This is a genomic window from Pseudomonas turukhanskensis (assembly GCF_027922365.1).
Lineage (GTDB): Bacteria > Pseudomonadota > Gammaproteobacteria > Pseudomonadales > Pseudomonadaceae > Aquipseudomonas > Aquipseudomonas turukhanskensis.
The window spans coordinates 1-19829 of record NZ_BSFN01000038.1 but is presented as its reverse complement, the minus strand read 5'-3'; the positions used below and the strand labels follow the sequence as shown (position 1 = coordinate 19829).

Below are 19829 nucleotides of genomic sequence, written 5' to 3'. Positions count from 1 at the left end.
GGCTACGAAGCGCTGCTGCCGTGGAACTGCAAACCCACAACGCCACTTTAAAACGCAAAACCCCACCAGCGGGAGGTGGGGTTTATGGAGCGCTTACCTTTGGGTGCAGGCCGGCATAAAGCGCCGCGCACAGCGCAGCACCGTCCGGACGATATGGATAGAAAAGGTGTGGTGCGGCCAGATCAGGCCGGCAGATTGAAGCGGTGACCGCAGAGCAAGCAGAGGTTGTGGGCCAATACGTGGCGGTCGAGCGTATCGCCCAGCTGCGCGCCGAGCGCACAACCGCCAACCCCGCCGGCCAGGCCACCGAGGATGGCACCCGATACCGAACCGAGGGTGATCCCGACAGGACCGCCGAAAGCGCCAATAAGCGCACCTGCTTGGCCACCAGCCAATGCGGCGCTGACGCCACGCGCAGCACCACCCACGGTGCCGATGGCCGCGCCGATTTTCATGGCGTGATGGAAAGAAGCGACTTTGGGTGAGTGACAGCGAGGGCAGTGCAATGACATGGGACGAACCTTCTTGGTGGTGATGTCATGGCAGTAATGTGTGACTGAGATTTTTTCGAATCGTATTACAAGTAAAAAAACACCGGCGCAAGGCCGGTGGTAGAAGTGCTAAGTTATAAAAAACTTCGATTTATCTCTATTCGGACTGGTCTAATTTTATCATGCACAATTATTTTTCCTGAGGCTGCTAAGCAGTCTAATGTGGGGTTGAGTTTCGAAACTACGCGAAACTTTGATGGGCCTTTTCGGAGTATGTCGTTTTTATCAATCCAGTTAAATATATTCGAGCTTTTGCAGTTAGATTGCATCCAGGCGAATAAAATTTCTGAGTCACTGATAATTTTTGGCATAAATGTAAATTCATTTCGAAAGGTTTTTGAACATTCGAGGACAATTTTTTCTGCCGATTGAAGCTCTTCTAGGGTGATAAGCCCTTCGCCGAATTCGAAGTAATGCAAAAGTGCAGCTACACGAGCAATATTCTCGCTGAGCTTAGAGGCATGATCCTTAGATCTTTCATATGTGCCACCTACTTGCAGTTCTGACTCTATCTTGTTGTATGATTCAGTCCAATACGCAGCTGCACTGGTTGATAAATTTATTATTTTCTTTTCTTCGGAAGTATTGCGTAGACGGTGCATGACTTTTTCAAGCAGGTTGTGCGCGCGTTCGTTATATCTTTCGACAATTTCCTTGTTGATAGATCTGCTCTTGATGAAGCGCGTTCCCTGAGTCGATTCTGGATGAAAAACCAAGGCGCGAGATAGTAATCCAACAGACCTAGCAAGATCCCCTTTGCCCTCTAGATACTCCTTTAATACTTCGAGCTGAATCATAATCCCTAAAGTCAACCTTGCATCATTTAGCGAACAGCCTTCAACAGTTGCTCTTGCTACGTCTATAGTGCTTCCGGTCCATAATGCGTTAATCTTACCGAAATCATTGAATACGCCTTTTAAAACCGAAATCCCTTCACTAGACATTAGTGCTGCCCAAGGCATGTCAAGTCGCATGCCCTTTATAAGGGCTGCTGTAGTAGCGTCTTCATAAAACGGGTTGAATGCCCGTGGTCTTTCAGGTTTTAGTTCTTGATGGCGTAGCAGCTCAATTTCATGCAATTGGTGTTCTGGTTCTGTTTGAGGCGTGTTGCTCATGTCTTTGATAATTTTCCGCTTTCGTGCCTCCCAAACTTCCAATTTAATATTCCAGACGAGTAGTTCTTTCCTGTGCATGATTAACGCATTCTTTACATATGTCCGAATATATCCTAGAAAAATACTCTCGATTGTTGACTTTCTCTCGCCAGAGCTTGCAATGCTAATGATCAAAAGTGAAACTGGTCCGATCATATTTCCTGGTCTTTTTACATCTATTAATGGCTGGCACAGCATTGAGATTGTTGATAGGGCTGAAGCTAGGGCTAGCTCAAGCGGAGCTTGTGTGGTTTCGGCTACTTCAACAATAAATTCTTTCAGTAGGGGGAACTCATTTAGTGCTGTGAGGATTGTTTTATTTGTGGCTTCTTGGTTCATGTCAGTGTCTCTTTCAGATTCTATTTCCGTGATGCTTTTTCAAGGCACCATGTTTTCCATTTCTTGATGGTTAGCCGCGGCTGTCGAGCCATGCCATGATTGATTCCAATCGCCAGCCGACTGCACCGCCGTTTTTTCGTCCGGATAGCCGAATTTGTTTCGGAAAGAATGGATCGTGCCTCGGTGATCTTGGGTTTAACCAGTCATATACGCAGGAGCGTGAGATTGAAAGCATCTCAGTGAGTTGGCTTAACCGAATTATTTGGGTTTTTGATACTACCTCTGCATGTGTGCTCGTCTCCTTTATCCGTAGCTCGGATATCGAGTTGTGTGCATTTGTGTAACGCTCGGCTTGATGAAGAAAGGTTGCATGCCTTTCAACAGTCGTCGCCTCGACTTCGGGTTTGTCAGCCATTTTTTGCCTCCGATTTGGTGAGGCGATGCTATGCCTATGACCTTTCGCGTTCACTTGCTCTACTTAGCTGGAATTTTTTACCTGCAAGCATAGGTATTGATTATCATGTTCTTGTGTGGTAGTGGCTGGCGCGGTTGGCTCAGGATCAGGTGTCCAATACCTGCGATAGCTGCGATAGCTGTCGCAGCTATCGCAGGCTTTTGGCTCTTCCTCTATTTATTTTCAATGAAGAAAGCGGGCCGCCCCTGGGCGTGGGTTCAGATAGTGCTGAAGGAAGCTGAAGGCCTGTTCCGCATGAGAAGCTGGTCTTATGGGAATATGGTGAGTGCTAGGCTTGGTCGGGAATTGAGGAGATAGGCTGATGAAGCTTGCAGTGCCAGAAGCTGGTCATTACGGGGCATTAATTACTAATGACTCTTTTGAGGTTTTGATGCGTAAGGACGTAAATTATTCGGAGGGTTTGTTTTTAAGATGGAAACATAATTCAGATTATTCACCAAGCAAGTTCGTGCGCTATCTATTGTGTGAGGATTTCTGTATTAGCGCCGAGTTTATTAAGATTCCCGTTCATTTGATATTTTTTAAGGGCGGCACGCTTGTTAACTTTCTGATGAAATATTCGGGTGGTGACATAGAGGCTGCTGGTTTTAAGTGGGTTTCTATACGAGAGGCCTGGGACGAAGTAGCCAAATTGGATAGCGATGAGGTTCGCATTGGTGAATGCAGTTCGTTAAGTATTTTGAATGACTGGATTCATCACCAGAGGCGTAAAGTTGCTGAAAAAGAAATTAAGGAAAGTCAAATGGAGTCTTATGGAGCATTTGATGCGCTCTGTCATCGCGCGCGAGCCGCGTTGGATATGTACCCTGGATACTTTGATGGGGTTGGAATGTATTCAGAGTTTATGCAGTCAATGATTGAAGCGGCTGCGGGGGAAATAGATAGGGTTGATAATTTTTCTTTATATTTAGATGACTTGTGTTCCAAGGCAGAAAAGCCTGGTAGAAGTTATCTTCGTGAGAAGGATCTTATTACTATTGTTCGTTTCAGTCTCGCGAGTGCATATCGTCGTTTGTGCGAAGAGAAACATGATGATTTTTCAGCCGAGTGTTTGCGTGCTGAGAAATTTATAGCTTTTCTTGAGCAGATTTATGCTGAAGTTTCGCCAGAATTGAGGGCCCGTGCCATTAAGGGGGGAGGTGCGAGTAGGAGAGGTCATGTTAAGTCAGATGAGATTAAGAAGGTAGAGTCTGTTATTCTGAAGGTTCTTGAAAATAAAAAATTATATGGCAAGCATGATCAGCAATATGAGATTGCACGAAAGATAACAGAGAATGTATTGAGCGAAATTTCAAGTTTGGGTATTGGTGATATTTTTAGTTTGGGGGATTTGCGTCAGTTTATCTGGGATTTTTTAATCGAGAACAAGGCTGCAAGAGCTTTATTGAAATAAAGTAGCGCCTAGTTTGTGTGATCTCTATTTATACTGATGTGATTTTTTGTAGATGCGCACCTAGTAAATCCCATGCTTCAGACATTACTTTTGAATAGCTATGTCTTTGATAGGTTCTTTTGACTTTGTTTTCCTCTGTATGGTTTAGGCATCTCTCGGCAACTTCGGGTAGGACAGCCTAAGGCTGTCATTGTTGTCGCGCCGGTTCGTCTCAGGTCATGAGGTCTCCACTTCCCGCCTTTCAGATAAAGGGCCTCTGCCTTGGTGCTGCGGTTACTAAATACTCCATTGTCTGACTGACGTTTTTTTATATTTTAAGTCGTTTGATGTTGGCGTCACTGCATTTGCTCCTAGGGGTTATAATGTTTTTGTGTTCAGGTATTTCGCCCAGTCTTCCATTAATTCTCTGCGCTTATCTAGATAGTCAGACCTGGAGTATGCTCCTTCAGTTTGATCGCGTTCGTCATGTGCAAGTGCCATTTCACAAACTTCACGTGCGTAGTGTGTACGTTCACCAGCCCAGTCGCGAAATGATGAGCGGAAACCATGTCGCGTAATAGATTTATATCCCATATCATGTAGTAGGGTGCGGATAGCATTCACATGCATTACACCGCTTTTACCTTGACCAGGGAATAAGAATGGACTGCCTTCTATACGTGGAATACCTCGCAGGCAGTCAATGACCTCGTTAGCAAGTGGTATTACAAAGGCGACGCGCATTTTCATACGCTCGTCGGGAAGTGACCACGTACGAGCTTCAAAATCAAATTCATCCCAGCGTGCGAATCGAACCATGTGCGAGCGCGCGGCGGTCATGATCAGCAATTGTGCGGCAAGAGATGGCGCTGTCATGTTCGCTTTCAATTGATGCATTAGCTTTGGTACGTCTTGCCACGGCATTGCGGGGAAGTGCTCGCGCTTACGAGCTTTTTTCTTTTCCGACCGGCTGAGTAAGTTGTCCAGGTGTCCACGCCACCGCGCTGGGTTTTCTCCTTCACGAAGTCCGCGCGCTTTTGCTGCGTCCAGAATCTGTTCGATCTGTCCGCGTACCTCGTCAGCTGTACGGGTTTTGGTGGCCCAGATGGGTTGCAGAACCTTGAGGATATGCGCGGTTTCGATCTGCTCGGCAGCCAGCTTGCCAATATGGGGGAATGCATAGAGCTCTAGCTTGCGCATCCAGCCTTTACGCCACTGCGCAGACCAACTCCCGCCGTGGGCGATCCAGTAATCTGTTGCCAGCACTTCAAACTTGAGCTGTTTTGCCTCTTGGGCTCGCTGAGCCTCGCGCTCGGCTGCGCGCTCCTGATCCCTTGCTGCAAGAGGGTCAACACCATCTGTCAGGTGACGACGTTTGGCGCTTGCTACGAGTCGTGCGTTCTTGAGGCTGACCTCGGGGTACGAACCTAGACCCATTTCCCGACGGCGACCTGCGAGCTGGAAGCGTAGTAGCCAAGACTTGCGTCCTGTGGGTTTGACGACCAGTCGAAGTCCTTCTCCATCTTCGTAGGTGCCAGGTTCTGTCAGGTTCTCGACCTGTTTCGGATTTAGCTTGCCCATCGTGTCCCTGCCGCGTTGCCATTTCCGCTTGTCCCCCCACTTGTCCCCCCACTTTGTCGTCGGATGGGGTTGTATCGCATTGGACTGGGTTGGTTGGGCGAATGGCTGTAGCCCTTGATTTATCTAGGCTAGCAGCTTTGGTTTCGGACTGGATAGGATTATTTCTGGCATAAAAAAAACCGGCTTGTGGCCGGTTTTTAGTGGGTAGCCTTGGCTTATTTTTGGTAAGCCGCAACCGCCTTCAAAATCTCGGCACGGGCCGCGTCTGCGTTGCCCCAGCCTTCTACCTTCACCCATTTGCCTTTCTCGAGATCTTTGTAGTTCTCGAAGAAGTGCTTGATTTGCTCAAGCAGCAGCGCGGGCAGGTCGGTGTATTCCTTGATGTCGACATACAGCTGCGACAGCTTGTCGTGCGGTACGGCGATCAGTTTGGCGTCACCACCGGCTTCGTCGGTCATGTGCAATACGCCAACCGGACGTGCGCGAATTACCGAGCCAGGGGCTACCGGGTAAGGAGTTACTACCAGCACGTCGAGTGGATCACCGTCGTCAGCCAGAGTGTTGGGGATAAAGCCGTAGTTGGCCGGGTAGAACATTGGGGTGGCCATGAAACGGTCGACGAACAGGCAGTCGCTGTCTTTGTCGATTTCGTATTTGATCGGCGCATGGTTGGCCGGAATCTCGATGGCGACGTAGATGTCGTTCGGCAGGTCTTTGCCGGCCGGGATCTTGCTGTAGCTCATGGGTTCGCTTCCCTTGGTTGGCCAATCAGGTTTGGCGCAGCGTGTGCCGGCCAAAAAGTGGGCGCGATTATAGGCATAAACGCTTGCGGTTACCATGCATGGCGTCTGCGCCTTAGGTCGCGTTTGTGTCGTTCAAACGGTGCGCGTGCAGGCTGTGCAGGCGCGCCAATGGGTCTTGCTGATAGAACAACTGCAGTTGCTGGTACACCTTGGGGTAAGCCTGTACCAGCAGATCCGGTGCGCTGAAAAAGTACTCACTAGTGACCGCAAAGAACTCAGCCGGGTTCTCCGCCGCGTACGGGTCGATAGCGGTTTCGGCGTCGGGATTGTGGTCCAGCTGGGCGTTGAGGTCGTCGTAGGCGCTCTGCATGGCGCTCGCCCAGTCTTGCTGGCGCATGTTGCGGTGCAGCGGCGGCAGGCCATTGGCGTCGCCGTTGAGCATGTCCAGTTTGTGTGCCAGTTCGTGGATCACCAGGTTGTAGGCATCCCAACCGCCGCTGCTGAGCACGCCCGGCCAGGCCAGAATGACTGGGCCGCGTAGCCAGGCTTCGCCGCTGTGCTCGCCGTCCCACTCGTGCTCGATGCCATTGGGGTCGCGGTGGCGCTGGGGGCTGACGAAGTCGCCGGGGTACAGCACGATTTCGTGAAAGCCTTGGTACCAGTCCAGATCCGGCAAGTGCAGCAGCGGCAACTGGGCCTGCGCCGCCAGGTGCAGGCGGTCTTCGCGGTGCAGTTCAACGCCGGCCAGGGTGGTCAGGTGTTTGTCATGCAGAAACAACACGGCGCGACGTTGCAGGCGGTTGAGTTCCTGCTCGCCGAGGCCGTCGAGAATCGGCAGACGGTGCAGCACCCGGGCCCAGCTTTCAGGCGTTATCGGGTGCTTGGCGAGAATGCGGCGCTGGCGCCAGCCACGCAGAAACCACATGGGCGGCGATCAGTTGGCCGAGTCGGCGGCGGTGTCCGGGCGCAGGCGGTGGTGCAGCCAGCCGATCAGCATTGGCAGCAGCGACAGGCCGATCACCACCACAATCATCAGCGACAGGTTGTCTTTCACGAATGGCGCGTTGCCAAAGAAGTAGCCCAGGGTCACCAGGCCGCCCACCCAGGCCACGGTGCCCAGCACGCTGAAGCCGAGAAAGCGCAGGTACGGCATTTTGCCGACGCCGGCCACGAACGGCGCGAAGGTCCGCACGATGGGCAGAAAGCGCGCCAGGGTGACGGTCTTGCCGCCATGGCGGTCGTAGAAATCGTGCGTACGGTTGAGGTAGTCGCGGCGGAAGATTTTCGATTTCGGGTTGCTGAACAGCCGTTCGCCGACGTTGCGCCCGATCAGGTAGTTGGTGCTGTCGCCGAGTATTGCCGCAAACATCAGCAGCGCCGCCAGCAGCACCGGGTCCATGCTGCCGGTGGCACACATGGCGCCGGCGATGAACAACAACGAGTCGCCGGGCAGGAACGGCATGACCACCAGGCCGGTTTCACAAAAAATCACCAGAAACAGGATGGCGTAGATCCAGACACCGTAGTTGGCTACCAGCACGGCCAGGTAGTTATCCAGGTGCAGAATCAGATCAATCGGGTTGAATTCCATATGACGCCTATTGCGCTGGGGAAAAAAGGCACTGGCGTTCGATAGCCGGTAGGTCGGTCGGCATTATAAGAGCAAGGTCCAGGGCTCGCGCTGCAGTTTGTTGCAGCGCGTTTCCACTAATGCGACCGGTGGCCCATCGCCGTAATAGAGGCGCCCCGCCATGGTGCGCCTGCCGGCGCCGCGTTCGCTCGTGGAGCCGCGAGCGAGGCTAGCGCAGCCCTGTGAAGGCTTTAAGTCAGTCGCTGTTGATGGGCAGTACGTAGTTCTTGAATTGGGTGTCTTCGCGAAAACCAATGGACTCATACACCTTCTGCGCCACGTCGTTGTTGGCGCTGGTGGAAACACGCATGCGCACGGCATGGGTTTCCTTGGCCATTTTTTTTGCGGTTTGCAGCAGGCGGTCGGCCACCAACTGGCGGCGAGCATCTTCGGCCACGTAGATGTCGTTGAGGATCCACACACGTTTGAGCGACAGCGACGAATAGCTTGGGTACAGCTGGCAAAAGCCCATCAGCTTGTCTTCGTCATCGGCCAGGGCCAGGTAAATCACCGACTCTTTGCGGCGCAGGCGCACTTCCAGGAATTTGCGCGAGGAGTCCGGAAAGGGCAGCTCACCATAGAACTCGCGGTATTTGACGAACAGCGGCGTCAACAGATCCAGGTGCTCAAGGGTGGCTTGGACAATGCGCATAGTGGCCTCGACTGCAATGAAATTGGGCTTCGCTTGCGATGCATGGGCAGTGCCAGCGATGCCGAGATGCTGCCTGTGGTCGCTAGAAAGCGCAATCCAAGCAAGCGTTTGATCCGACGCCAGTCATTAGACTTTCGGCGCATCGAGAAGGAAGTTGTGGCGCATGTCCTGGGCATGTTCTTCCTCCAGGCTATGCACTTCGGCTTCGTCCTTGAGGTTGACGCCTGACAGCTGCCGGCGACACGCCTCACGCATCAAGTACAGCAGGCGATGGGCCGCCATGCCATAACTGAGGCCTTCGAGCCGCACGTTAGAGATGCAATTGCGGTAGGCATCGGTAAGGCCAACCTTGGGCGCATAGGTGAAATACAGGCCCAGGCTGTCGGGCGAACTGAGGCCAGGCCGCTCGCCGATCAGGATGACCACCATCTTGGCATTCAGCAGTTGGCCCACTTCATCGGCCACGGCGACGCGGCCTTGTTCCACCAGCACCACCGGCGACAGGCTCCAGTTGTCGGCGGTGGCTTGTTCCTCGAGGCGCTTCAGAAACGGCAGGCTATGGCGATGCACGGCCAGCGCCGACAGGCCGTCGGCAATCACGATGGCCAGGTCTACGCCGCCAGGGTTGGCCTGGGCGTAGTCACGCAAGGTCTGGGCGGATTCGGGGCTGAGTTTGCGGCCCAGGTCCGGCCGTTGCAGGTAGCTGTGGCGGTCAGCGGCGGCGCTGTGCAGCAGCAGGCTGGGGCGGCCACGTTCGGCCAGTTGGGCGCTTAAGCCGGCGTGGTCGAATGGCAGGTGCACGGCATCGCGGGCCTGGGCGTGGGCGTACTGGAAATCCAGTTGAGCGCTGGTTGGCAGGCTGGTGCCGGCACGGCCCAGGGCGATGCGCGCAGGCGTGAGGCGGCGCAGCTCTTGCCAGGGGTTGTCGGTGCTGCCCTTGATGTCGTTGTCCATGATTACGTCCTTGGCCGCCAATGGCACGTGTTGCTCTTCGTAGGAGCCAGCTTGCTGGCGAAACCTTTTGCCGCTGCAGATCAACAGCTTCGCGAGCAAGCTCGCTCCTACGCGTCGATGTTTCATCCGTTGATGTGGCGATTAGCTCAACTGCGCCAACGCCTGGCGAAACGCCGGCGGCAGCTGCTCGCCAAAGCGCACGCGGCCGTCGGCCTGGGTAAAGATGCCCATGCGCTGCAGCCACGCCTCGAACTCCGGCGCCGGGCGCAGGCCGAGGGTTTGCCGGGCGTACAGGGCGTCGTGGAAGGAGGTGGTCTGGTAGTTGAGCATGATGTCGTCGGAGCCGGGAATGCCCATGATGAAGTTGATGCCCGCCACGCCCAGCAGCGTCAGGAGCATGTCCATGTCGTCCTGATCGGCCTCGGCGTGGTTGGTGTAGCAGATGTCGCAGCCCATCGGCACGCCCAACAGCTTGCCGCAGAAGTGGTCTTCCAGGCCGGCGCGAATGATCTGCTTGCCGTTGTACAGGTACTCCGGGCCGATAAAACCGACCACGGTGTTGACCAGAAACGGTTTGAAGTGGCGGGCCACGGCGTAGGCGCGGGCCTCGCAGGTTTGCTGGTCGACGCCATGGTGGGCGTTGGCGGACAAGGCGCTGCCCTGGCCGGTTTCGAAATACATCAGGTTGTTGCCCAAGGTGCCGCGCTTGAGGCTCAGGCCTGCCTCGTAGCCTTCTTGCAGCAGTTTCAGGCTGATGCCGAAACTGGCGTTGGCCGCCTCGGTGCCGGCGATGGACTGAAACACCAGGTCCAGCGGCACGCCGCGTTCGATCGCCGCGATGGAGGTGGTGACGTGGGTGAGCACGCAAGCCTGGGTAGGGATTTCGTAGCGCTGGATGATGGCGTCGAGCATTTCCAGCATGGCGCAGATGGACGCGATGCTGTCGGTGGCCGGGTTGATGCCGATCATGGCGTCGCCGTTGCCGTACAGCAGGCCATCGAGAATGCTCGCGGCAATACCGGCCGGCTCGTCGGTGGGGTGGTTCGGTTGCAGGCGGGTGGAGAGCCGGCCCTGCAAACCCAGGGTGCCGCGGAATTGGGTGACCACGCGGATCTTCTGCGCCACAAGCACCAGGTCCTGCACGCGCATGATCTTCGATACCGCCGCGGCCATTTCCGGTGTCAGCCCCGGCGCCAGGGCGCGCAGGCTGGTTTCGTTGGCGTAATCGCTGAGCAGCCAATCGCGAAACCCGCCTACGGTCAGGTGGCTGACCGGGGCAAACGCGGCGGCGTCGTGGGTGTCGATGATCAGGCGGGTGACTTCGTCCTGTTCATAGGGAATCAGCGCTTCGTCGAGAAAATGCTTGAGCGGGATATCCGCCAGGGCCATTTGCGCGGCCACGCGTTCGCCGTCGCTGCTGGCGGCCACTTCGGCCAGGTAGTCACCGGAACGGGCCGGGCTGGCCTTGGCCATTACGTCTTTGAGGCTGTCGAAACGGTAGGTTTCGTTGCCCACCGCATGAGAAAAACGGGCCATAGGCACTCCCTTCAAATTGGCTCGCAGAGCTCATTTGCCATGTTCTAGAACCATAGCTGGCCCAGCGCATCGCAGATAAGTTCTTGCTGCAAAGACTGGGCCCGCAATGCGGGCCCAGGTAGATCGGTTACCAGACAGCGACTACTAAATGCCGTTGAGCATGGCATCCGCTGGCGCGCTGGCGCGCTGCGCGCCGGTCAGCATGAAGTACACGAAACCAACTGCCATAAAGCCCAGGAAGATCAGGCCGATGGTGGTGTTGAAGTAGGCCATGGCCACCAGGCACACCACCGCCAGCGCCAGGGCGATGCCCGGCACGATTGGGTAGCCAGGGGCGCGGAAGGTGCGCTCCAGGTTCGGCTCGGATTTACGCAGTTTAAACAGGCTGAGCATGCTGATGATGTACATCACGATGGCGCCGAATACCGACATGGTGATCATGGCGGCGGTCAGGCTCATGCCTTGCAGGTTAATCAGGCCGTCGCTGTAGATCGCGGCGATGCCCACCAGGCCGCCGGCGATGATGGCGCGGTGCGGGGTCTGGAAGCGCGACAGCTTGGCCAGGCCTTTGGGCAGATAACCGGCGCGGGCCAGGGCGAAGAACTGACGGGAATAGCCCAGGATGATGCCGTGGAAGCTGGCCACCAGACCGAACAGGCCGATCCACACCAGCATATGCATCCAGCCGGAGTTTTCGCCGACCACGGTTTTCATCGCCTGTGGCAGCGGGTCGTTGATGCCCGACAGTTTGGTCCAGTCGCCCACGCCACCGGCCATGATCATCACGCCAACGGCCAGGAACACCAGGGTCAGAATGCCGCTGATATAGGCTTTTGGAATGGTGCGTTTCGGGTCTTTGGCTTCTTCGGCGGCCATGGCGGCACCCTCGATGGCCAGGAAGAACCAGATGGCAAATGGAATGGCGGCGAAGATGCCGGAGATGGAAGCGGAGGAGAATTCGTTAGCGCCCGACCAGCCGTTCAACACGAAGTTGCTGAAGCTGAAGCCCGGTGCAACCACGCCCATAAACACCAGCAACTCGGCCACGGCGAGCACGGTCACCACCAGCTCGAAGGTGGCAGCAATGCGTACGCCGAGAATGTTCAGGGTCATGAATACAAAATACGCACCCACGGCGGCGTGCTTGGGGTCCAGGCTCGGGAACTGCACATTCAGGTAAGCGCCGATGGCCATGGCGATGGCTGGCGGGGCGAACACGAATTCGATCAGGGTCGCCAGGCCGGCGATGAGGCCTGCCTTCTCGCCAAAGGCGCGGCGGCTATAGGCGAACGGGCCGCCTGCGTGGGGAATGGCGGTGGTCAGCTCGGTGAAGCTGAAGATAAAACAGGTGTACATCGCCGCGACCATCAAGGCCGTGACCAGAAAGCCCAACGTGCCGGCGGTGCCCCAGCCGTAGCTCCAGCCAAAGTATTCGCCAGAAATCACCAGGCCAACGGCAATCCCCCATAAATGCAGGGTGCCTAACGTGGGTTTGAGTTGTGTTGTTGTAGTCATATGAGTACCCGCCCTGAGTGTTGAACAGATCAGAAAGACAGGGGCAATCACGCAACGGCCATGCCATCGGCAACAAAATGTTGCGAGTTACTGGGAAAAGGTCGCGATTGGGAAGGCTGTGGGTCGTTTTTGGTGCGGGGGTGAGAGTGACTGATTGGTCGGTGATTTTGGGTAGGTGTGGCAGGTGCCGAAATGGTGCGTTAAGAGCGCCCCTCACCCCAGCCCTCTCCCGCCAGCGGGAGAGGGGGCGGATCAGCGTTAGCCGATGAAACGCGTATTAGCTCCCCTCGCCCGCGTGCGGGAGAGGGGCTGGGGGTGAGGGGCCTTTGAGCCTTTAGAAGAACCCAAGCGGATTGATGTCGTAGCTAACGAGCAAGTTTTTAGTCTGCTGGTAATGATCCAGCATCATCTTGTGTGTCTCACGCCCGACGCCGGACTTCTTGTACCCGCCAAACGCCGCATGCGCCGGGTACAGGTGGTAGCAGTTGGTCCACACGCGCCCGGCCTTGATGGCCCGGCCTACGCGGTAGGCGCGGTTAATGTCGCGTGTCCACAGCCCGGCGCCCAGGCCGAACTCGGTGTCGTTGGCAATGGCCAGCGCCTCGGCTTCGTCCTTGAACGTGGTGACACTCACCACCGGGCCAAAGATTTCCTCCTGGAACACGCGCATCTTGTTGTTGCCCTTGAGCAGCGTCGGCTGGATGTAATAGCCCGACGACAACTCGCCCGCCAGTTGCTCCACCTTGCCGCCAGTGAGCAGCTCGGCACCTTCGCCCTTGGCGATTTCCAGGTACGAGAGGATTTTGTCGAACTGCTGCTCGGAGGCCTGGGCGCCGACCATGGTGTCGGTGTCCAGCGGGTCGCCGCGTTTGATCTGGCTGATTTTTTTCATCACCTCAGCCATGAACGCCGGGTAGATCGACTCCTGCACCAGGGCCCGCGAGGGGCAGGTGCACACTTCGCCCTGGTTGAAGAACGCCAGCACCAGGCCTTCGGCAGCCTTCTCAATAAAGCTCGGCTCGGCCTGCATGATGTCTTCGAAGAAGATGTTCGGCGACTTGCCGCCCAGCTCCACGGTGCTGGGAATAATGTTTTCCGCCGCGCATTTCATGATGTGCGAGCCCACTGGCGTGGAGCCGGTAAAGGCGATCTTGGCGATGCGCTTGCTGGTGGCCAGCGCCTCGCCCGCTTCCTTGCCAAAGCCTTGCACCACGTTGAGTACACCCGGCGGCAGCAGGTCGCCGATCAGCTCCATCAGCACCGCGATACCCAGCGGCGTCTGCTCGGCGGGTTTAAGCACCACGCAGTTGCCGGCGGCCAGGGCCGGGGCAAGTTTCCAGGCGGCCATCAAGAGCGGGAAGTTCCACGGGATGATCTGCCCGACCACGCCAAGCGGTTCGTGAATGTGATAGGCCACGGTGTGTTCGGTGATTTCGGCAGCGCTGCCTTCCTGGGCGCGGATGCAGCCGGCGAAGTAACGGAAGTGGTCAGCCGCCAGCGGGATGTCGGCGTTGAGGGTTTCGCGCACGGCCTTGCCGTTGTCCCAGGTTTCGGTCACCGCCAGCAGCTCCAGATTGGCTTCGATGCGGTCGGCGATTTTCAACAGCACCAGGGAGCGGTCCTGGGCCGAGGTTTTGCCCCAGGCATCCGCAGCGGCATGGGCTGCGTCCAGGGCTTTGTCGATGTCTTTGGCAGTGGAGCGGGGAAATTCGGCGATGGCCTTGCCGTTTACCGGGGAAGTCGTGGTGAAGTACTGGCCTTCGACCGGGGCCACGAACTCGCCGTTGATGTAATTGCCGTAGCGGCTCTTGAAGGAAACGATGGCCCCGCTGGTGCCCGGATGTGCGTATTGCATGGTGAAGTTCTCCTGGCCTTTTATGGTTATGTGGGAGTGCGCACAGGTGCGCTGGGTTAAGCGTAGAGCAAGGGCTGCGCCAGAGGCGTCTGAATGCGCTTTCGCGGCGGATGCCAGCGGATTGACAGTGGCTGTGCGGCAGCGCGTTGGCGGTCGTAACGGATTGATGGGCGGTCGTGCAACAGTGGTGGTGACAGTTTGTCCCATTCCTGGTACAGCCGCCGCGCACGGCACAGGCTATGCTCAGCCGGCCGCGGCAAACCGACGGCACACTGCGGAGAACAATAACAATGCAGAGTCATTTCAACCGTCACACCCAGCAGGTGATGACGCTGGCCCAGGGCAAAACCCAGTTCGAGGGCCCGGCGGCCGACCCTTCCATCGCCCGCTCCTGGCTGCGCTGTTTACAGGACTACCACCTGGACCCCGGCCAGACCATGGCGCCCACCGTGCTTGAACATGGCCGCTTGCTGGAGCGCCGCGAGCAATTGCAGCAGGTGCTGGAAATCGCCAGCGGCGAGATGACCACCCTGTACCAGCAACTGGCCGGCGCCGGCCATGCGGTGCTGCTGACCGATGCGCGCGGGGTCATCCTCAATAGCGTTACCGGTAATTCCGAACGCAAAACGTTCGAGCGCGCCGGCCTGTGGCTGGGCGCGGATTGGAGCGAAGCCTGCGAGGGCACCAACGGCATCGGCACCTGCCTGGTGGAACGCCAGGCCCTGACCATTCATCAGGACGAACATTTTCGCGGTCGCCACACGGGCCTTACCTGCTCGGCCAGCCCGGTATTCGATTGCCAGGGCGAGTTACTGGCGGTGCTGGATGTGTCGTCGGCGCGTCAGGACGTTTCGCGGCAAAGCCAATTTCACACCATGGCTTTGGTCAACCTGTCGGCCAAGATGATCGAAAGCTGTTACTTCCTGCGCCGCTTCGAAGGGCAATGGTTGCTGCGCTTTCATGTGCAGGCCGAGTACGTGGGGTTGTTCAGCGAAGGGTTGCTGGCCTTTGATGGCGAAGGGCGGATCAGCGCCGTCAACCAGAGCGCCATGAACCTGTTGGGCGACAGCCGCGCCAACCTGATCGGCCAGCCGCTGGAGGCCTTTTTCGATTGCCGCCTGGACGAGTTGCTCGGCCGCGCCAACCTCGCCAGCAGTTGGACGCTGCGCAGCCGCACTGGCCGCGCGCTATTTGCCCAGGTGCGCGGGGTGGCGCGCAGCCCGGTGGCGGCCGTCAGCCGGTTGACCAGCAAACAGCCGCCGGCCGACATTCCGGCCAGCCTGTGCCTGGGCGATGTGGCCCTGCAGGGCGAGTTTCGCCGCGCACTGCGGGTGTTCGAGCGGGACGTGCCGCTGCTGATCAATGGTGAAACCGGCACCGGCAAGGAGGCTTTTGCCAAAGCCATTCACCAGGCCAGCTCGCGTTCGGCCCACGCCTTTGTCGCCCTCAACTGCGCGGCGATTCCCGAAAGCCTGATCGAGAGCGAGCTGTTTGGTTATCGCGGCGGCAGTTTTACCGGCGCGCGCAAGGAAGGCATGAGCGGCAAGTTGCAACAGGCCGACGGCGGCACGCTGTTTCTCGATGAAATCGGCGATATGCCGCTGGCGCTGCAAACCCGGTTATTGCGGGTGCTGGAAGAGCGCCAGGTGGTGCCGATTGGCGGCACCTCGCAAGCGGTGAATGTGCGGGTGATCAGCGCCACGCACCGGGAACTGGGCGAGCACGTGGCCAATGGCAGTTTCCGGGAAGACCTCTATTACCGCCTCAACGGCCTGGTACTCAGCTTGCCGCCGCTGCGCGAGCGCAGTGACCGCGAGCAACTGTTGCAACACCTGCTGGCCGAAGAAGCGCACGGGCAGACAGTGCGCCTGGATAGCGATGCCCGCCAGGCGCTGCTCAATCACCCCTGGCCCGGCAATGTGCGGCAACTGCGTAACGTGCTGCGTACGTTGGCAGCGTTGTGCGATGGCGAGCGCATCAGCCTGCGGGATTTGCCGGCCGAGTTTCGCCAGGCGCCGCGGGTGCCGGCTTTAGCGGCTGAGCAACCTTTGAATGCGGCGGAACGCAGTACGCTGCTTGCCACGCTTAACCAACAGCATTGGCACATGAGCCGCACGGCGGAGCAGTTGGGGATTAGCCGCAATACGCTGTATCGCAAGTTGCATAAGCATGGGATTGAGCGGCCCTAATTTCGCCGGCTTCGTTCGGCTCACTACTCTGGGTCCCAGCCTGCGCGGGGACGACGGTGTTCTGGGTAAAACCTCCGTCGTTCCCGCGCAGGCGGGAACCCAGAACTTTCCAAGTGACGACGCCCGTCGCGGCGAGCCATCACTACCCCCCATCCCCCGCCTGCGGTAACCTGCCGGCCTGTTTCTCCAGGCGGTTCGAGGTTGTTTATGCACATTCATGTACTGGGTATTTGCGGCACCTTTATGGGCTCGCTCGCGGTGCTGGCCAAAGAGCTGGGCCACCGGGTGACCGGTTCCGATGCCAACGTTTACCCGCCCATGAGCACCCAGCTGCAAGCCCAGGGCATCGAGCTGATGCAAGGCTACGACCCCTCGCACCTCGACCCGGCGCCCGACCTGGTGGTGGTCGGCAACGCCCTGTCGCGCGGCAACCCGGCTGTTGAGTACGTGTTGAACAAGGGCCTGCCCTACGTGTCCGGCCCGCAGTGGCTGGCCGACCATGTACTGCAAGGCCGCTGGGTATTGGCGGTGGCCGGCACCCACGGCAAAACCACCACCAGCTCGATGCTGGCCTGGGTGCTGGAACATGCCGGTATGAGCCCGGGCTTTCTGATTGGTGGTGTACCGCAGAACTTTGCCGTGTCGGCGCGTCTGGGCGGCACGCCGTTCTTTGTGGTTGAGGCCGACGAATACGACAGCGCCTTTTTCGACAAGCGTTCGAAGTTTGTCCACTACCGCCCGCGCACTGCGATCCTCAATAACCTCGAATTCGACCATGCCGATATCTTCCCGGACCTGGCCGCCATTGAGCGCCAGTTCCACCACCTGGTGCGCACCATTCCTAGCGAAGGTCTGGTGATTTATCCGGCGGCTGAAACCGCGCTAAAACGCGTGATCGACATGGGCTGCTGGACCCCGGTGCAAACCACCGGCGAGGGCGCACAGTGGCAGGCCAAGTTGCTGAGCGCCGATGGCTCGCGCTTTGAAGTGAGCTTCGAGGGCGTGCCCCAGGGCGTGGTCGAGTGGCCGCTGACCGGCCAGCACAACGTGGCCAATGCACTGGTGTGCCTGGCCGCCGCTCGCCATGTGGGCGTGGTGCCGGCGCAAGGCGTGGAAGCCTTGAGCGCATTCAAGAACGTAAAACGGCGGATGGAGAAGGTGGCCGAGGTAAAAGGCGTCACCATCTACGACGACTTTGCCCACCACCCGACCGCCATCGCCACCACCTTGGATGGTCTGCGCAAACGCGTGGGCGATGCCAAGGTGATCGCCATTATCGAGCCGCGCTCCAACTCGATGAAGCTCGGCGCCCACCGCGATGGCCTGCCAGATTCGGTGACCCAGGCCGATCAGGTGTACTGGTTCGCGCCGCCAAACCTGGGCTGGGACCTGGCCGCCACGACCGCCGGTTGCACGGTGCCTTCGCAGGTGTGTGATTCGCTGGAGGCCATCATTGCCGCCGTCAAAGCCCAGGCCACGCCGGGGACGCAGGTGGTGGTGATGAGCAACGGCGGCTTTGGCGGCTTGCATGGCAAACTCGCCGCAGCGTTGGAGGCGTAAACCATGAATGGTCCCGAACGCGTCACCCTGGCCATGACCGGCGCCTCCGGCGCGCAATACGGCCTGCGCTTGCTCGACTGCCTGGTGCAGGAAGACCGCGAGGTGCACTTTCTGATTTCCAAGGCCGCGCAGTTGGTGATGGCCACCGAAACCGACGTCACCTTGCCGGCCAAGCCGCAGGCCATGCAGCAGTTTCTCTGCGAATACACCGGCGCCGCGCCGGGGCAGATTCGCGTGTATGGCAAGGAAGACTGGATGGCGCCCGTGGCTTCCGGCTCTGGCGCGCCGGGGGCGATGGTGGTGGTGCCGTGTTCAACCGGCACCCTGTCGGCGATTGCCACCGGGGCCTGCAACAACCTGATCGAGCGCGCCGCCGATGTGGCGCTCAAAGAGCGTCGGCAATTGATTCTGGTGCCACGCGAGGCGCCGTTTTCCAGCATTCATCTGGAGAACATGCTCAAGCTGTCTAACCTGGGCGCGGTCATTCTTCCGGCGGCGCCGGGCTTCTATCACCAGCCGCAAACCATCGACGACCTGATCGACTTCGTCGTCGCGCGCATTCTCAACGTGCTGAACATTCCCCAGGACATGCTGCCGCGTTGGGGCGAACACCATTTGAGCAGTGATGAATAAGGCCGCGCGGGGTGTATTGCTGGTGCTGCTGGCCGGGCAGCTGTTTGGCTGCGCCACGTCCCGCACACTGAATGCGGCCAAGCCGGGCGCGCCGGTGGTGTATGCCGGCACGCGGCTGGATTGGTACAGCCTCAACGGCGGGTGCTGCCCGCTGGACCGCTTTGGTGCCGAGGCGCCGAGGTACGTCGGGCTGGACCTGCCGGCCAGTGCGTTGCTCGATACGTTGCTGTTGCCACTGTCGTTGGCGGCGGCGTTGGGGTTTTCGTTGGGGGTTAGCGGCGGGCTGTAGGGCGACTATCGCCAACGGCGATATTCGCCGTTACACCGATTTGCGACGCGGCGGATATTCGCCCTACGACGCCCACCCCGAATACACATAGGTCATCGGCTTCGGCCCCTTCAAATACCGGCTTTGCAATTCGCCAATCGTGAACCCACCCGCCGCAATCAGCTCGGGCATATCGCGGTTCAAATGGCAGCCGCCGGCCAGCGGTTTCCAGAGGGGCGTCAGGCGGTTTTGCCAGCGCAGCACGGGCAAATCCGGCGCCTTGCCATGTTCACAAAACCACAACCGGCCACCCGGCTTCAGTACCCGGCGCATTTCCTTGAGCGCAGCCACTGCGTCGGGAATGGTGCACAGGGTAAAGGTGCAGACGATGCTGTCGAAACTCGCGGCGGGCGCCTGAATCTGGCCCAGTTCCAGGGCGATCATTTCTACCGGAATATTGATGCGCGCCGCCCGCTCGCGGGCCAGGGCCTGCATGTCGGCCGAGGGATCGACGCCGACAATCTGCTGCACCTTGGCCGAGTCGTAGAACGCAAGGTTAAGGCCGCTGCCGATGCCGATCTCCAGCACCCGGCCATGGGCCTGGGGCACGATCTGCGAGCGCGCCTTCATCACCGCGCCCATGCCGCAGGCGAGGTCGATCAGGTGGGGAAGAATATGGCGGTCGTAGAAACCCATGGGCAACGCTCCTTGTTCGGTCTTGGCCCTGTAGATACCGTCTTGCCCATCAGTGGGCAAGCGCCTTTTGCACATCGAAGGGTTGTCCCGATTTGAGTACACCATAGGCGATGTGCAGCAGCTTGC

18 protein-coding genes and 1 pseudogene are annotated in these 19829 nt (G+C 58.1%); 5 read left to right on the top strand and 14 right to left on the bottom strand.

Annotation, left to right across the window (positions count from 1 at the left end; translation table 11 throughout):
* Positions 1–182: 182 nt before the first annotated feature.
* The 3 genes from PKE98_RS26495 to PKE98_RS26485 form a co-directional block, all read right to left on the bottom strand.
* The gene (locus PKE98_RS26495) at positions 183–512 is read right to left on the bottom strand and encodes a hypothetical protein (protein WP_271198486.1); all 330 of its coding nucleotides are present in this window, start codon (positions 510–512) and stop codon (positions 183–185) included.
* A 113-nt stretch (positions 513–625) separates the two neighbouring features.
* Complete coding sequence (locus PKE98_RS26490; protein ID WP_271198485.1) at positions 626–2044, bottom strand: YfjI family protein; 1419 nt, start codon at positions 2042–2044, stop codon at positions 626–628.
* 70 nt (positions 2045–2114) lie between these two features.
* Positions 2115–2459 (bottom strand): helix-turn-helix transcriptional regulator, encoded by a 345-nt coding sequence (locus tag PKE98_RS26485; protein WP_271198484.1) that lies wholly within the window; start codon positions 2457–2459, stop codon positions 2115–2117.
* Positions 2460–2820: 361 nt separating this feature from the next.
* Here PKE98_RS26485 and PKE98_RS26480 point away from each other — a divergent pair, with 361 nt between their 5' ends.
* Entirely contained in the window at positions 2821–3912 is a 1092-nt protein-coding gene (locus tag PKE98_RS26480) for a hypothetical protein (protein WP_271198483.1), read from the top strand.
* A 28-nt stretch (positions 3913–3940) separates the two neighbouring features.
* On the opposite strand, the pseudogene PKE98_RS26475 reads toward PKE98_RS26480, so the two are convergent.
* The 10 genes and pseudogenes from PKE98_RS26475 to exaC form a co-directional block, all read right to left on the bottom strand.
* Positions 3941–4199: pseudogene (locus tag PKE98_RS26475) on the bottom strand (site-specific integrase); the annotation flags it as partial.
* Between the two features lie 70 nt (positions 4200–4269).
* Positions 4270–5472, bottom strand: coding sequence for a tyrosine-type recombinase/integrase (locus PKE98_RS26470; protein WP_271198482.1), 1203 nt, complete (start codon positions 5470–5472; stop codon positions 4270–4272).
* Positions 5473–5687: 215 nt separating this feature from the next.
* On the bottom strand, positions 5688–6215 hold the full coding sequence (ppa, locus tag PKE98_RS26465) for an inorganic diphosphatase (protein ID WP_271198481.1): 528 nt from the start codon (positions 6213–6215) through the stop codon (positions 5688–5690).
* Between the two features lie 112 nt (positions 6216–6327).
* The gene (locus tag PKE98_RS26460; protein WP_271198480.1) at positions 6328–7140 is read right to left on the bottom strand and encodes a M90 family metallopeptidase; all 813 of its coding nucleotides are present in this window, start codon (positions 7138–7140) and stop codon (positions 6328–6330) included.
* Positions 7141–7149: 9 nt separating this feature from the next.
* The gene (locus tag PKE98_RS26455) at positions 7150–7806 is read right to left on the bottom strand and encodes a DedA family protein (RefSeq protein ID WP_271198479.1); all 657 of its coding nucleotides are present in this window, start codon (positions 7804–7806) and stop codon (positions 7150–7152) included.
* 235 nt (positions 7807–8041) lie between these two features.
* On the bottom strand, positions 8042–8497 hold the full coding sequence (locus PKE98_RS26450) for a GNAT family N-acetyltransferase (RefSeq protein WP_271198478.1): 456 nt from the start codon (positions 8495–8497) through the stop codon (positions 8042–8044).
* Between the two features lie 126 nt (positions 8498–8623).
* A complete protein-coding gene (gene eutC / locus PKE98_RS26445; protein WP_271198487.1) occupies positions 8624–9451 on the bottom strand; it encodes an ethanolamine ammonia-lyase subunit EutC in 828 nt (275 codons plus the stop codon).
* 141 nt (positions 9452–9592) lie between these two features.
* Positions 9593–10987 carry an ethanolamine ammonia-lyase subunit EutB gene (locus PKE98_RS26440; protein WP_271198477.1) on the bottom strand — a complete coding sequence of 465 codons (1395 nt, stop codon included), beginning with the start codon at positions 10985–10987 and terminating at the stop codon, positions 9593–9595.
* Positions 10988–11131: 144 nt separating this feature from the next.
* Positions 11132–12502, bottom strand: a complete 1371-nt coding sequence (gene eat / locus PKE98_RS26435) for an ethanolamine permease (protein WP_271198476.1) — start codon at positions 12500–12502, stop codon at positions 11132–11134.
* Between the two features lie 334 nt (positions 12503–12836).
* Positions 12837–14357: an acetaldehyde dehydrogenase ExaC gene (gene exaC / locus PKE98_RS26430; RefSeq protein WP_271198475.1), complete on the bottom strand. Its 1521-nt coding sequence runs from the start codon at positions 14355–14357 to the stop codon at positions 12837–12839.
* Positions 14358–14647: 290 nt separating this feature from the next.
* Between exaC and PKE98_RS26425 the strand changes: the two genes are divergently transcribed.
* From PKE98_RS26425 to PKE98_RS26410, 4 genes are all read left to right on the top strand, one after another.
* On the top strand, positions 14648–16546 hold the full coding sequence (locus PKE98_RS26425) for a sigma-54-dependent Fis family transcriptional regulator (RefSeq protein ID WP_271198474.1): 1899 nt from the start codon (positions 14648–14650) through the stop codon (positions 16544–16546).
* Positions 16547–16753: 207 nt separating this feature from the next.
* Positions 16754–18106: a UDP-N-acetylmuramate:L-alanyl-gamma-D-glutamyl-meso-diaminopimelate ligase gene (gene mpl, locus PKE98_RS26420; RefSeq protein WP_271198473.1), complete on the top strand. Its 1353-nt coding sequence runs from the start codon at positions 16754–16756 to the stop codon at positions 18104–18106.
* A 3-nt stretch (positions 18107–18109) separates the two neighbouring features.
* Positions 18110–18739, top strand: coding sequence for a flavin prenyltransferase UbiX (gene ubiX / locus PKE98_RS26415; RefSeq protein WP_271198472.1), 630 nt, complete (start codon positions 18110–18112; stop codon positions 18737–18739).
* Positions 18732–19028, top strand: a complete 297-nt coding sequence (locus PKE98_RS26410; RefSeq protein WP_271198471.1) for a YceK/YidQ family lipoprotein — start codon at positions 18732–18734, stop codon at positions 19026–19028. The genes ubiX and PKE98_RS26410 overlap by 8 nt, the downstream gene beginning before the upstream one ends.
* Before the next feature lie 63 nt (positions 19029–19091).
* On the opposite strand, the gene PKE98_RS26405 is transcribed toward PKE98_RS26410, so the two are convergent.
* A complete protein-coding gene (locus tag PKE98_RS26405) occupies positions 19092–19703 on the bottom strand; it encodes a class I SAM-dependent methyltransferase (RefSeq protein ID WP_271198470.1) in 612 nt (203 codons plus the stop codon).
* Between the last annotated feature and the right edge of the window lie 126 nt (positions 19704–19829).